Raw genomic sequence first — 13,283 nt, 5'->3', positions numbered from 1 at the left:
GACACTGCGCCAGTAGAGTGACGGCCGTGGCAGCACGACCGTTGAATGAGATCGTCGAGCCGGGCTGGGCGCACGCGCTCGCGCCGGTGGCCGACAACATCGCCGCGATGGGCGACTTCCTGCGCGGGGAGATCGCCTCCGGGCGTACCTACCTGCCCGCCGGAGCGAACGTCCTGCGCGCCTTCCAGCAGCCCTTCGACGAGGTGCGGGTCCTGATCGTCGGACAGGACCCCTACCCGACGCCGGGGCACGCGGTGGGGCTGAGCTTCTCGGTGGCGCCGGAGGTGAGTCCGCTGCCGCCGAGCCTGGAGAACATCTTCCGGGAGATGCACACCGATCTGGGGCTTCCGCGGCCCTCGAACGGTGATCTGACCCCATGGACCCGGCAGGGGGTGCTGCTGCTCAACAGGGCGCTCACCACGGCTCCGAGGAAGCCCGGGGCACACCGCGACAAGGGCTGGGAGGCGGTGACCGAGCAGGCCATCCGCGCGCTGGCCTCGCGGGGCAAGCCGCTGGTGTCCGTGCTGTGGGGGCGTGACGCGCGCAATCTCCGTCCGCTGCTCGGCAATCTGCCGGCGATCGAGTCCTCGCACCCCTCCCCCATGTCCGCGGACCGCGGCTTCTTCGGGTCGCGGCCCTTCAGCCGGACCAACGAACTGCTTCTGCGTCAGGGGGCGCAGGAAGTGGACTGGCGGCTGCCGTGACGGCCGGGGCCGGGGCCTGGGTCGTCGGGGTCGACTCGGGCGGTTCCGGGCTGCGCATCGCCCTGGCACGCGCCTCGGACGGGCGCGCCGTGGAGACCGTGGAGTCCCGTGAGCCGGTGCGAACGGGTCCGGGCGGGATCGAGGCGGCTCATCTGCTCGGCCAGTTGCTGCCGGCCGTGGAGTCGCTGCGGGGCCGCGCGGGGGCCGGACCCGTGGTCGCCCTCGCCGTCGGCGCCGCCGGTATGGCGACGCTCGGCGAGGAACTGCGGGCGGTCCTGCCCGGCGCGCTGGAGGAGGCCCTCGGCGTACGGCGCCTTGCCCTGGCGGCGGACGCCGTCACGGCGTACGCGGGAGCGCTCGGGCAGCGCCCCGGTGCCGTCGTCGCGGGCGGCACGGGCCTCATCGCGCTCGGTACGGATCTGACGACCTGGCGCCGTGCCGACGGCTGGGGCCATCTGCTGGGCGACTGCGGTGGCGGTGCCTGGATCGGCCGCGCCGGCCTGGAGGCCGCGATGCGCGCGTACGACGGCCGGCGTGGCGGTTCGGCCGCGCTGCTCGCCCGAGCCGAGGCGCGGTTCGGGCCGGCGGCCGGTCTGCCGGGCGCGCTGTACCCGCGGACGGACCGTCCCGCCGTGCTCGCGTCGTTCGCGCCCGACGTGGCCGGCTGCGCCTCCGACGGCGACCCGGTGGCGACGGGGATCCTGCGGCTGGCGGCCGGGCATGTCGCCGAGGCCGCGGCCGCCGTGTGTCCGGCTCCGGGCGCGTACGAAGTGTCTCTGACGGGTGGCCTGTTCAAGCTGGGTGAGCCTCTGCTCGTACCGCTGCGCGCCGAGCTGGCGGAGCAACTGCCGCACGCCCGGCAGACGTCGGCGGCCGGGGATCCGCTCTCCGGAGCGCTCGCCCTCGCAACCGCGCTGGCGACGGATTCACTACGGCTGCCGGTGGAGCCGAAGTTGTTGCATGTAACCGCGTAAGCCGCGGTTCGGACAAAGAGGGGCAGATAACGCTCTGCTGCACCTCACCGCAGTGCTCGGCGGTCAAAACCAGTAGCATGCGGCGCCATGAGCTCCCCCACTGGGCCTGCTTCCGGCCTGCCTGTACGAATGCCGCGACCCCGCCAGCCCGGACGACACCGTCGCCCCGAACCCGTGGCGGCGCCCGAGGGCGCTCCCGCGCTGGTTCTCGCTGTTCCCGGTGTGCCGTCGGCCGCCATACGCTCGCTGGCCGAAGAGGTCGTGAGCATCGCCCGTTCCGAGCTGCCGGGCCTGGAGGCCGCGATCGGCTACCTCGACGGGGACGACGCCGAGTACCCGACCCTGGGAAGCGTGCTGGCGCGCGCCGAGGCGCTCCGCACCGAGCGGTACCAGCTGGCCCTGGCCGCCGGCCGTGAGGCCAGCGCCCCGGAGGGTCCCGCCGCGGTCGTCGTACCGCTGCTCGCCGGCCCGGACAGCGCGCTGATGCGCCAGATCCGGCAGGCCGTGATGGACAGCGGCAACGTTGCCGAGCTGACGGACGTCCTCGGTCCGCACCCGCTGCTCGCCGAGGCGCTGCACGTGCGCCTGTCGGAGGCCGGTCTGGCCCGCGCGGACCGCGCGCGGCTCTTCACGGTCGCCACGGCCGCCGACGGCATCGTCCTCGCGACGGTCGGCGGCGAGGAGGCCGTGCAGGCCGCCGGCATCACCGGCATGCTGCTGGCCGCGCGCCTGGCCGTCCCGGTGATGGCCGCCGCGCTCGACCAGGAGGGTTCGATCACCGCGATCGCCGAGCAGCTGCGCGGCTCCGGCTCGGAGCAGCTGGCGCTGGCCCCGTACCTGATCGGTCCCGAGCTGGCCGACGGCCTGCTCGACGCCGCCGCCAAGGAGGCCGGCTGCGCCGCCGCCGAGCCGCTGGGCGCGTACCCGGCGATCGGCAAGCTGGTGCTGTCGCAGTACACGGCGGCGCTGGGCATCGCGCCGCAGCAGCCGCAGGGTGCTCAGGCTCACTGACCCGTACACGGCGAAGGGCCCGCACCGGACGTTTCCGGTGGCGGGCCCTTCGCCGTGTCCGGATGGGTCAGGCGTGAGGGCGGAAGACCACGCAGGAGGCCGCCGGGGCGTCGACGGAGCCCGCGCGGTGCGGGATGCCGGTCTCCGGGTCGAGGTCGAACCAGGTCACGTCGCCCGAGCGCTCGTTCGCCGCGTACAGCCGTCGGCCCGAGGGGTCGAGGGCCAGGTCGCGCGGCCAGCGGCCGCCGCACGGCACGGTGGTGCGGAGTTCGGCCTTCTCGCCGCTCGGGTCGACGGCGAGGACCGCGATGGAGTCGTCACCGCGGACGGCGGCCCACAGGAAGCGTCCGTCGGGGGAGGCGACGATCGCCGAGGGGTAGTCCGGTCCCGCGGCCCCTCCGGCGACCACCGGGGTCTCCCCGAGCGGCTCCAGGGTGCCCGTCGTGGCGTCCCAGCGGCAGACCGTCAGGGTGGGCTCCAGCTCGTTCAGGACGTAGGCGTGCGTCCCGGCGGGGTGGAAGGCCAGGTGGCGCGGGCCCGTGCCGGGGCGGAGCGGGGCCTCGCCGTGCGGCCTCGGCGCCCCTGAGAGGGCGTCCAGGGCATAGATCCGCACGGAGTCGGTGCCGAGGTCCACAGCGGCCGCCCAGGGCCCTCCGGGGGCCGGGAGGACCTGGTGGGCGTGCGGGGCGCTCTGGCGGTCCGCGACGGGCCCCGAGCCCTCGTGCAGGGCGACGACGACGGGGTCGCCGAGGGACCCGTCGGCCGCGACGGGCAGGGCGGTGACGCTGCCGGAGGTGTAGTTGGCCGTCAGGACGTGGCCCGCGGCGACGGCGAGGTGCGTCGGTCCCGCGCCGCGTACGGCCACGGGAGCGCCGAGGGGCCGGGGCACGTCGCCCGAGACGTCGAAGGCGGTCACGGCGCCCTCCTCGGCCTCGGAGACGGCGTAGAGGAAGGATCCGGCGAGGGCGAGGTAGGAGGGGTCGGGGACGGCGTCCGTCGCGCCGGTGACGGTGAGGGCGCCGGTGGCCGGGTCAACCTCGGCGGTGAGAATTCCGCGGCCCCCCGCGGACGTGAAGGAGCCGATGAAGGCCCGGCCCGGTCCGCGCACGTCTGTCCCACTCATGGCGTCTCCCCATCACGGCAGGGGGCGGTCGTCCGACGGCCCCGCGGTCGGGGCCGACGTTAGCAGGCGGTCTAGACCAAGTTGGATCATGTGGCGACCCGGCCACGGCGGCGACGCCGCCGCGTCGCGGCGCCACCCGGCCGGCCGGGACCCTCAGAGGGCCGGGACTCTCAGACGGTCGGTGCCCAGGCAACCGGGACCCAGACCACCGGGACTCAGGTGGCCGGGACCAGCGGAGCGCCGGGACCCAGACCGCCGGGACCAGCGGAGCGCCGGGACTCAGGCGGCCGGGACCAGTGGAGCGCCGGGGCTCAGGCGGCCGGGACCAGTGGAGCGCCGGGAGAGGTGCGGACGGGGGCCTTCAGGGCCACCAGGGCCTCTTCCAGGCCGTGGAGGTGGCCGAGTGCGGCCTCGGCGCCCGGGTGGTGGGTCGGTGCGCCCTGCTCCTCGACCGTGACCCGGTGCGCCGGGTCCACCGGCGGGACCAGCGCGTGCACGGCGGCCTCGACCCGCCAGGCCGCCGCCGCGAGACGGGCGTCGTGCGAGGCGTCCGGATCCGTGGCGACCGCCGCCAGGCCCCTGATCTCGCGGGCGCAGTCGTCGAGCAGCGCGAGCACCCGGCGGGCGCGCGCCTTGCGGGCCCGCAGCGGGCTCAGCGGGTGGACCAGTGGCGCCAGCGAGAGCCGGGCGCGGCCCAGCAGGACCTCCAGCTCGGCGGCGAGCGGGGCCGGGTCGGCCTCCGGATCGCCGGCGAGCCGTCGCGCCGCCGCGGTGGTGCAGGCGTGGACGCAGGTCACGGCCCGCTCGATCCACGCGTTGGTGGCCGCGTGCGTGGTCACCGGCAGGAGCGCCACACCGACGGCCGCGCCGAGGGCGCCCACCGCCGTCTCCTCGAACCGGAGCACCAGGAGCCCGGGGTGCAGCACCCCGAGGAGCCCGTACAGCAGCCCGGCCATGACGGTCACGAAGAACATCATCCAGCTGTACGAGAGGGGGGCCGTGTAGAAGATCCCGAAGACGCAGACGGCGACGAGTGCGGCCGTCGGGGCGGGTGCGCCCGCCAGCGGGATCGCGATCAGGAATCCGGCGGCGATGCCGGTCACCGTTCCGACGACCCGGCGGAAGCCACGGACCAGCGTCTCCCCGCGCGAGGCGGTGTTGACGAAGATCCACCACGCGGTGCCGACGGCCCAGTACCAGCGCTCGTGCGAGATGAACTGGCCCGCGGCGAGCGCGACCGCGCAGGCCACCGTCGCCTGGAACGCCTGCCGTGTCGTGGGCCGGTCGAGACCGCGGCCGGGCAGCTGGGCGGGCGCCGCGGGCGGCGGCACGCGCCGCTCGATGCACCAGGCCACGAAGCGCACCGCTCCCGCCGCGGCGAGAGCCAGGGCCACCGCCCCGTACAGCTCCGGCAGCTGCGCGGGCAGCGCGTGCAGGAACTGGGTGACGAAGAACATCATGAACGCGAAGATGCCCAGCGCGTGCCCGCGCGGGCCCCAGCGGCGCGCGTACACGCCCGCGAAGATCACGAGGAGCCAGGAGGCGTCACGCAGCAGCGGCGCGCCGTGCAGCGTGGTCGCGAGGGCCAGGACGGGGAAGCCGACCGCGGGAAGCAGCGCCGTCGTCACGGCCTGGCGGCGGACGGTGGGGTCCGCGACGGTGAAGAGCGCCAGCAGGGCCGCGAGACCGCCGGTGATCGAGGCGGTGAGGGAGAGTCCGCAGAGCTCGGCCGCGGCGACGGCGAGTCCGATGGCGAGGACGGCGCGCGAGGAGACGCGCAGCCGGACGCGGCCCGGATCGGGCGCCACGAACACCAGCCTGACCAGCCGGCGACCGGTCGCCCGGAGGTTCTTCACGACGGTAGTTCCGCCCCCGCTGCCGTACACACACCCTCTTCGCGTCTTCTCGTGCCCCGGCCTGCTTGTGGCGGCCCCAGGACATGGGAAAGGCGCCGCGGTCCGGTCACCGGCATCGTCGCCGGTCCGGCGCTCGCGCGGCGCCATGTCTTCACTACTGTTCTCAGAGGAAAGCACCTGGGCACCCAGTGGCTCAACCGAGGTGCCGAAGACTGGACCATTGGTACAGTCGAGACAAGCCCAGCACAGCCAGAAGGGAGCCAACGGACCATGGCGGTGGACGAGCTCGACACCCGGATCCTGCGCCTCCTGATCGAGCAGCCGCGCACCAGCGTGCGCGAGTACGCGCGGATCCTCGGGGTGGCCCGCGGAACGGTGCAGGCCCGGATCGACCGTCTGGAGCGGGACGGCGTGATCACGGCGACCGGTCCGGTCCTCTCCCCCGCGGCGCTCGGCCACCCCGTCCTCGCGTTCGTGCACATCGAGGTCACCCAGGGACACCTGGACGAGGTCGGCGACGCGCTCGCCGCGGTGCCGGAGATCGTCGAAGCGTTCTCGATCACCGGCGGCGGGGATCTCCTGACCCGGGTGGTGGCGCGGGACAACGGGCACCTGGAGGACGTGATCCAGCACTTGATCCAACTGCCGGGCGTGGTCAGGACCCGTACGGAGATGGCGCTGCGCGAGCGCGTGCCGCACCGGCTGCTGCCTCTCGTGGAGTCGGTGGGACGGGCCTCGGCGCGCAGGGGGTGACACCGCACCGGACCCTGCCGCCGCGTTGAGATGCTGGACCCATGAGCACCTCCCCCGCCTCGGTCATCTTCGATCTCGACGGCACGCTGGTGGACAGCGAGCCGAACTACTACGAGGCCACCCGGCGCACGCTCACGGCCTTCGCCGGTGCGACGGACTTCGACTGGGAGCGGCACACGCGGTTCATCGGGATCGGGACCCGCGAGACGCTGGAGATCCTGGCCGAGCGGTACGGGATCGACGCGGACGTCGACACGCTGCTCGACGCCACCAACCGGAGCTATCTGGACCTGGCGCGGGCCTCGACCCCGGTCTATCCGGAGATGCGGACGTTCGTGGAGCGCCTGCACGCGGCGGGTGTGCCGATGGCCGTGGCCTCCGGTTCGTCCCGCGCCGCGATCGAGGCGGTCCTCGCCGGCACCGGGCTCGACGCCTTTCTGACGACGCTCGTCTCCGCGGAGGAGGTCGGGCGCGGCAAGCCGGAGCCGGACGTCTTCCTGGAGGCCGCGCGGCGGCTCGGCGCCGAGCCGGCGCGATGCGTGGTGTTCGAGGACGCGGCGCCGGGCGCGCTGGCGGCACGGGCGGCGGGCATGCGGTGCGTGGCGCTGCCGTACGTCGCGGACACGGCGGACGATCCGGCGTTCCTCGCGGCCGATCTGCTCTTCCCGGGCGGCCAGGCGGAGTTCACGGCGCACGCGGCACTGGACTGGCTGGACCCGCCGGCCAGGACGCGCTGACACGTAGGCGGCGCGCACCTGCGGAACGGTCACCCATCGCTCGTCCGGAGGAGAGCGGGCACATCGGCGAAGGAGTCGAGGACGTGATCCGGTGAGCCGGAGGCAGCCCGATGGGTCTCGGGCAGGTACTTCCCCGTCTTCACCAGGGCGCCGGTGATCCCGCAGCGCTGGGCGGCCAGGACGTCCGACTCGATGTCGTCGCCCACCATCAGGGTGTCTGCGGCCTCGGCGCCGAGGTGCGCGAGGGCGGCCTCGAAGAAGGCCCGCGACGGCTTTCCGGTGATCGCCGCCTCGACCCCGGCGGCCCGTTCGAGACCGACGAGGAAGGCCCCGGTGTCCAGGTCGAGGCCGTCGGCGGTACGCCAGTACAGGTTGCGGTGCATGGCCACCAGCCGTGCACCGTCCCGTACATGACGGAACGCGCGGTTGAGCGTGGCGTAGTCGAAGTCCTCACCGGCCCCGCCGAGGACGACCACGTCCGGCGGGTCGCCCTCGCCGACGAGTGTCAGGCCGGCCAGGTCGTCCCCCACGTCCCCGGTGTTGATCAGCAGGCATCGCGCGCCGGGGTGGTGCTCGCGCAGATGGGCGGCGGTGGCGGCGGGCGCCGTGAGGATGTCGTCGGCGGTGACGGGAAAGCCCTCGCCGGCCAGTGCGGCGGCGAGGGAGGCCCGGCTGCGGGAGGTCGTGTTCGTGACCAGCGCGAGCGGAACTCCGCTCTCCCGCAGTCGCTCCATGGCCGCCACGGCGCCCGGCAGCGGTTTCCAGGAGACGGTGAGCACACCGTCGATGTCGATCAGGACCGCTTCGATACGGGGCACGGGGAGGAACCTCCACACATGCAGTCCCCGGTAGTCCGTCTCCGCACTCGGTCGTCTCGGTCGTCGCCGATGGGCCTGAGTTCCGGGAGGATCTGCCGGGGGCCTGGCCAGAGCCAGCGAGTGGGTCACGCGGGTCGGCGAACGTCTTCGCCGACGGGTGCGGCTCGCTCTGGTTTTCTGGTGTATTAGGGATTTTCCTCCTTATTTCCCCCTCGTCAAGCCCCCCAGACCTCGAACTCGTAGATCCGTGCGGCGGGGTCGCTCGTCTGTGTGGGCCGGGTGATCTGGAGACGTACGTAGCGTGCCGTGGCGCTCACCGCGTGCGTCGTCGTGGCCGCCGTGTTGCCGGTGACGGTCGCGACGGACGTCCAGGGCTCGGCGGTCGAGTCCCGGACCTGGAGGGTGAAGTCCCGGGTGTTCCAGGTCGCGCTCTCCCCGCCCGCCGCCGCGTGCTTCACGGTGAGCCGGTCGATACCCCGGGCCGCGCCGAGGTCGACCTCCAGCCACTTGGCCGAGGTCGTGGTGCACCACTTGTCGGCCGTACCGGCGGAGACGGAGCCGTTGACCGCCTTGGCCGGCGTCTCGCTCCCGTTGCACTGGCCGGAGGCGGTCGCCGGGCGGCCGAGGGCGAGGTTGGACTCGGTGCCCGGGGACCAGCCGACGGTGGTGGTCGCGGCGGGCGAACGGCCGTACTCGGTGGAGACGGCCTCGACCTCCAGCGTCGTCGACGGCTCCGTACCGGCGCGGTCGAGCCGGGGCACGAAGAGGGCGTCGTTGGGGGTGGCACCGAGGAAGGTACGGGTGGAGTCGGCGTTCCGCCGGTACACCTCGTAGTGGTGGACGGAGCCGGAGGCCGAGGGAGTCCAGGCGAGCCGCAGGGACTTGGCGCCGGCGCTCACGTCGGTGGCGCCGAGGACGGTCACCGCGGTCGGGGCGGCGGCGGCGTCCACGGCCCCGTCGTGGACGGCGAGTTGGCCGACCCGGATGTCGTACGAGGGGACGGACGACCCGGCGGCCTGCAGACCGATCTGGGCGATGGTCCGGCCGGAGAAGGCGGACAGGTCGAGGGTCTTGCGCTCCCAGCCGGTGGTGGTGGTCGAGCCGAGGTCGAGGGTGGTGAAGGTGGTCGGCGCGTCGGTGAAGGAGATCGCGGCCTTCAGTCGGGTGGGCCCCGCGGCCGGGGTCTTCAGGACCACCGACAGTCTCGTGTCGGCGGCGACCGGCAGCCTGGTCTGGTAGAGCCGGACGGTGTTCACGGCGTCGAGTGCGCCCGTCAGACGCAGCGAGGAGCCGCCCTCGTAGGCGTCGGCGAAGTCGATGGACGGGGTCAGCCTGGAGCCGGTGGAGGTGACGAGCCAGCGGTAGGTGGGCGGCACGTCCTGGAGGGAGAGGTTGTTCCAGCCGGCCGACGAGACCCGGACGCCGCCGGAGTGGAAGAAGTCGCCCTGACCGGCGCCGAAGGAGGTGACGAACGGCTTGGCGGTGACGGGCGACGACTCGGGGACGTAGTGGGCGAGGCCCTTCCAGGCCGAGGTCGTCGTGGTGTTCGACGGGTCGCCGTTGGCACCGTCCCAGTAACGGGCCTCGCGGGCATGGGAGTCGGCGCGTCCGGTGGAGGAGGTGAAGGTCCACTCGGGCCGGTAGATGCCGAGCGAGGTGACGTGCGGCCGGCCGGCGGGGAAGACCGATTCCCAGGGGACGGAGGTGTTGTGCCCGTTCGCCTCGGTGTCGATGCCCGAGTACAGCTCGTACTCGCTCCTGCCGAGGCTCCGGGCGAGGGTGCGGGAGGAGTCCAGCCCGGAGGCGCTCCAGCCGAAGTCGAGGAACATCGAGTCGGAGGTCCGCTGCGAACCCTCCTGCAGGAACGAGTCGTTGGCGGCGGTCAGCGAGTCCTGCCAGGTCACGGCGCCGGACTCGGTCATCGCGTCGTACCACATGAACTCGACGGGGCCGAGAGAGCGGGCGTAGCGCATCTCGTTGCGCAGTTCGGTGGCGAGCGACGCGTCGCCGCCCGCCGTCTCCTGGTTGATGAACCAGCCGTCGAAGCCGTAGTACTGCGCCACTTGGGCGAGTTTGTCGGCGACCGGGTAGGTGGAGCCGGACTTCCGGGCGAAGTCGCGCACCCACTGGATCTGGCCGCCGTAGGCGGTCGGCGGGAAGAAGACGGTGCCGTAGACCTTGACGCCGTTGCGGTGCGCGGCGTCGATCACGGTCGCGTTGGGGGCGAGGATCAGGCCCTCGCTCGCGGAACCGCCCCAGAAGACCAGCTTGTCGATGTACTGCCAGTGGCCGAAGGCGTAGTAGTGCGGGTTGGCGGAACCCTGCGCGGGGTTGTTCGAGGTGGGGCCGAAGGAGACGAGCGCGGCGATCTTCCCTTCGCCCGCCCGGGCGTTGGCGTTGGCCTTGAGCGCCGGGTCGGAGACGCGGGGCCGCAGCGGGACGCGGGAGCGGTTGAACCGCGCGTCGGGGTCGGTGGCCGGATCCCAGTTCAGGAGGGTGTCGGGGTGCCAGTACGAGGCGTAGGGCTGGTCGCCGGCCGCGGCGGCCCGGGCCGGGGCGGCGGCGCGCGCCTCGGGGGTGTGGGGGGTGAGGCCGAACAGGGCGGCGAGGAGCGCCGCGACCGTCAGCAGGGGAAGGTGTCGTCTCATCCGATACTCCGGTCCAGCGGGAGGGGTGGGGGTGCTGGGTGTACGGGAGGTGCGGCGGTACGAGCGTGCGGCGGAACGAACGAGCGGCGATGCGAACGTGCGCGGCGCGACGAGCGCGGCGGTGCGGGCCCTCGGACAGGTGGCGCGTGCGCCGGTAGGTGCGCGTGCGTGGGCGGGCGGGCCGCGGTCTCGCCCGGGAGGCTAAACGGCTTTAGTTGGCCCGGTCAAGGGCGGGCGGCGCCGTGGACTCGCGGACCGTGAGCCGCGGTGTGGGGTTCTTGATGTCCCGCGCCGCGGCCGGGTCGTCGACGAGGGCGAGGAGCGCACGCGCGACCTGCTCGCCGAGGGCGAAGGTGTCGCGGGAGAGCGCCGTGAGCGAGGGGTGGACGATCCGGGTGAGGGCGGAGTCGTCGAAGGAGACGACGGACAGTTCGCCGGGGACGGCCACACCCATCTCCGTGGCGACGCCGAGCCCGGCGACCGCCATCACGTCGCTGTCGTAGATGATCGCCGTCGGCCGCTGCGGCCGGGCGAGCAGGGCGCGGGTCGCAGCCGCCCCCTCGGCGTCGCTGAAGTCGGTCGGCAGCGAGACGGCCTCGGTGAGGCCGAGGCGCCGGGCGCTGTCCCGCACCGCCCGGATCCGGCGCTGGGTGTGCTGGAAGGCCGGGAGTCCGGCGAGGTGCGCGATGCGCCGGTGGCCGAGGGCGGCGAGGTAGTCGACGATCGAGATCATCGCCTCGCGGTCGTCTGCCCAGACGCTCGGCAGACTGCCGTGCCGGCCGGGCCCGCCGAGCACGGTCGTGGGCACCCCGAGCTCTTCGAGGACGCGGATCCGGGGATCGCGGACCTGGAGGTCGACGAGGACGAAACCGTCCACGCGGTGCTCCGACGTCCACCGCCGGTAGACCTCGATCTCGGCCGCCGTGTCCTCGACGACCAGCAGGTTCAGGGCTGTGCCGCGCACGGAGAGTCCGGCCTGGAGTCCGCTGAGGAGATGGCTGAAGAAGGGTTCGAGGCCGATGGTCCGCGCGGGCCGGGCCAGGACGAGGCCGACCGCGCCCGCCCGGGCGCCGCCGAGGGCACGCGCGGCGCTGTGGGGGCGCCAGTTCATCTCCTCCGCGACCCGCAGGATGCGCTCGCGGGTCGCGTCGCTCACCCCCGGCCGGCCGTTGAGGGCGAAGGACACGGCGCCCTTGGACACCCCGGCCCGGCGGGCGATGTCGGCGATCGTCGGTCTGGCCACGGGCGCCCCTTCCCTCGTGCGCACTGTCTTGACAGCGGAGTGTAGCCGGAGCATAGTCCCCCATCGCTAGACCGGTTTAGTAGCTCTGCCTCGTCCGCCAGAACAGACCGGGAGACCTCTCAGATGCGAACAAGCAGCCACTGGATACGGCTGGCCGTGGCCGCGGTCGCCGCGGCGACCCTCGCCGGCTGCGGCCTCGGCGATCCGAACGGAGCGGACGGCGACGCCGCCGGAGGAGGCGGGGGCGAGGTGAACGGCAGGGTCTCGCTCCAGACCTGGGCGCTGAAGCCGAAGTTCACCGCGTACATGGAGGGCGTGATCGACGCCTTCGAGAAGAAGCACCCGGGCGTCGAGGTGGAGTGGCTCGACCAGCCGGGCGACGGCTACTCAGAGAAGGTGCTCAGCCAGGCTGCGGGCGGCACGCTGCCCGATGTGGTCAACCTGCCGCCGGACTTCGCACTGCCGCTGGTGAAGCAGAACATGCTGCTCGACGTGGCGGGCGCGGACCCGGAGCTGGACGCCGACTACGTCGAGGGCGGCACCGCCGCCTACCGGTTCGCGGGCCACGACGGTACGTACGGCTATCCGTGGTACCTCAACACCGACGTCAACTACTGGAACTCCGAGCTGCTCGCCCGGTACGGCCTCGACCCGAAGAAGCCGCCGGCCACCCTGGACGAGCTGATCACGGCGGCCAGGACCGTCAAGGAGAAGTCCGGCGGCGAGGTCTACCTCATGAGCCGCAAGCCGGGGCTGATGGACTTCGCCAACGCCGGGGTGAAGCTCATGTCCGACGACGGCACGTCCTTCACCTTCAACACCCCCGAGGCCGCCGCGCTCCTGGACACCTACCGCGCCGCGTTCAAGGAGGGGCTGCTGCCCAAGGACGTGCTGACGGAGACGTACGCGGGCAACACCAAGCTCTTCTCCTCCGGCACGGCCGCCTGGACTACGGCGGGCGGCAACTACGTCACCTCCCTGGCAACCGACAACCCGAGCCTCGCGCCCAAGGTGGTCTCCTCCCCGGCGATGGGCACACCGCCGCTCTACGTCCAGGGCCTGTCGGTCTCCCGGGCGACGAAGAACCGGGCCACCGCGCTCGCGCTCGCCCGCTGGGTCACCAACGCCGAGAACCAGGCCGCCTTCGCCCACCTCACCAGCATCTTCCCGTCCACCAAGGCCTCCGCCTCGGACGCCTTCTTCAGCAGGAGCGACGGGACGAACGCCGGGGACGCCAAGGTCACGGCGTTCACGTCACTGGCGACGGCGAAGATGCTGGAGCCCGTCCAGGCCAACGACGCGATCAAGACGGTGGTCAACCAGCAGATCGCCCTCGCCCTGAACGGCCAGGCCGGCTCCAAGGAGGCGCTGGACACGGCCGTGGAGCGCGCCGACCAGCTGCTGAAGGACTGAGCA

The 13,283-nt window shown here is 73.3% G+C and carries 11 protein-coding genes; 6 read left to right on the top strand and 5 right to left on the bottom strand.

The features are described from left to right. Positions 1-26: 26 nt before the first annotated feature. From ACFVGW_RS21070 to ACFVGW_RS21060, 3 genes are all read left to right on the top strand, one after another. A complete protein-coding gene (locus tag ACFVGW_RS21070; RefSeq protein ID WP_383223535.1) occupies positions 27-704 on the top strand; it encodes a uracil-DNA glycosylase in 678 nt (225 codons plus the stop codon). Next, a complete protein-coding gene (locus ACFVGW_RS21065) occupies positions 701-1,678 on the top strand; it encodes an N-acetylglucosamine kinase (protein WP_385853066.1) in 978 nt (325 codons plus the stop codon). Before ACFVGW_RS21070 ends, ACFVGW_RS21065 begins: the two co-directional genes overlap by 4 nt. An 87-nt stretch (positions 1,679-1,765) precedes the next feature. Further along, on the top strand, positions 1,766-2,689 hold the full coding sequence (locus ACFVGW_RS21060; protein WP_352187603.1) for a hypothetical protein: 924 nt from the start codon (positions 1,766-1,768) through the stop codon (positions 2,687-2,689). Between the two features lie 67 nt (positions 2,690-2,756). Here ACFVGW_RS21060 and ACFVGW_RS21055 read toward each other — a convergent pair whose 3' ends face one another. Beyond that, the gene (locus tag ACFVGW_RS21055) at positions 2,757-3,812 is read right to left on the bottom strand and encodes a lactonase family protein (RefSeq protein ID WP_385853065.1); all 1,056 of its coding nucleotides are present in this window, start codon (positions 3,810-3,812) and stop codon (positions 2,757-2,759) included. 311 nt (positions 3,813-4,123) lie between these two features. Continuing rightward, positions 4,124-5,668, bottom strand: coding sequence for an FUSC family protein (locus ACFVGW_RS21050; RefSeq protein ID WP_385853064.1), 1,545 nt, complete (start codon positions 5,666-5,668; stop codon positions 4,124-4,126). Positions 5,669-5,938: 270 nt separating this feature from the next. Between ACFVGW_RS21050 and ACFVGW_RS21045 the strand changes: the two genes are divergently transcribed. Together ACFVGW_RS21045 and ACFVGW_RS21040 are read left to right on the top strand one after the other, a co-directional pair. After that, positions 5,939-6,421 (top strand): Lrp/AsnC family transcriptional regulator, encoded by a 483-nt coding sequence (locus ACFVGW_RS21045; RefSeq protein ID WP_352187606.1) that lies wholly within the window; start codon positions 5,939-5,941, stop codon positions 6,419-6,421. Positions 6,422-6,462: 41 nt separating this feature from the next. Continuing rightward, positions 6,463-7,158: an HAD family hydrolase gene (locus ACFVGW_RS21040; protein ID WP_385853063.1), complete on the top strand. Its 696-nt coding sequence runs from the start codon at positions 6,463-6,465 to the stop codon at positions 7,156-7,158. A 29-nt stretch (positions 7,159-7,187) separates the two neighbouring features. Here ACFVGW_RS21040 and ACFVGW_RS21035 read toward each other — a convergent pair whose 3' ends face one another. The 3 genes from ACFVGW_RS21035 to ACFVGW_RS21025 all read right to left on the bottom strand — a co-directional run bounded on the left by ACFVGW_RS21035 (position 7,188) and on the right by ACFVGW_RS21025 (position 11,867). Then, positions 7,188-7,976 (bottom strand): TIGR01458 family HAD-type hydrolase, encoded by a 789-nt coding sequence (locus tag ACFVGW_RS21035; protein ID WP_385853062.1) that lies wholly within the window; start codon positions 7,974-7,976, stop codon positions 7,188-7,190. Between the two features lie 215 nt (positions 7,977-8,191). After that, on the bottom strand, positions 8,192-10,624 hold the full coding sequence (locus ACFVGW_RS21030; RefSeq protein ID WP_385853061.1) for a discoidin domain-containing protein: 2,433 nt from the start codon (positions 10,622-10,624) through the stop codon (positions 8,192-8,194). 211 nt (positions 10,625-10,835) lie between these two features. Beyond that, the gene (locus ACFVGW_RS21025) at positions 10,836-11,867 is read right to left on the bottom strand and encodes a LacI family DNA-binding transcriptional regulator (protein ID WP_385853060.1); all 1,032 of its coding nucleotides are present in this window, start codon (positions 11,865-11,867) and stop codon (positions 10,836-10,838) included. Between the two features lie 123 nt (positions 11,868-11,990). On the opposite strand from ACFVGW_RS21025, the gene ACFVGW_RS21020 reads away from it, so the two are divergent. Beyond that, positions 11,991-13,280 (top strand): ABC transporter substrate-binding protein, encoded by a 1,290-nt coding sequence (locus ACFVGW_RS21020; protein WP_385853059.1) that lies wholly within the window; start codon positions 11,991-11,993, stop codon positions 13,278-13,280. Positions 13,281-13,283 lie beyond the last annotated feature (3 nt).

Source organism: Streptomyces sp. NPDC127129, assembly GCF_042671585.1.
In the GTDB taxonomy this organism is placed as follows: domain Bacteria; phylum Actinomycetota; class Actinomycetes; order Streptomycetales; family Streptomycetaceae; genus Streptomyces.
This window is presented reverse-complemented; position numbering and strand designations above follow the sequence as displayed.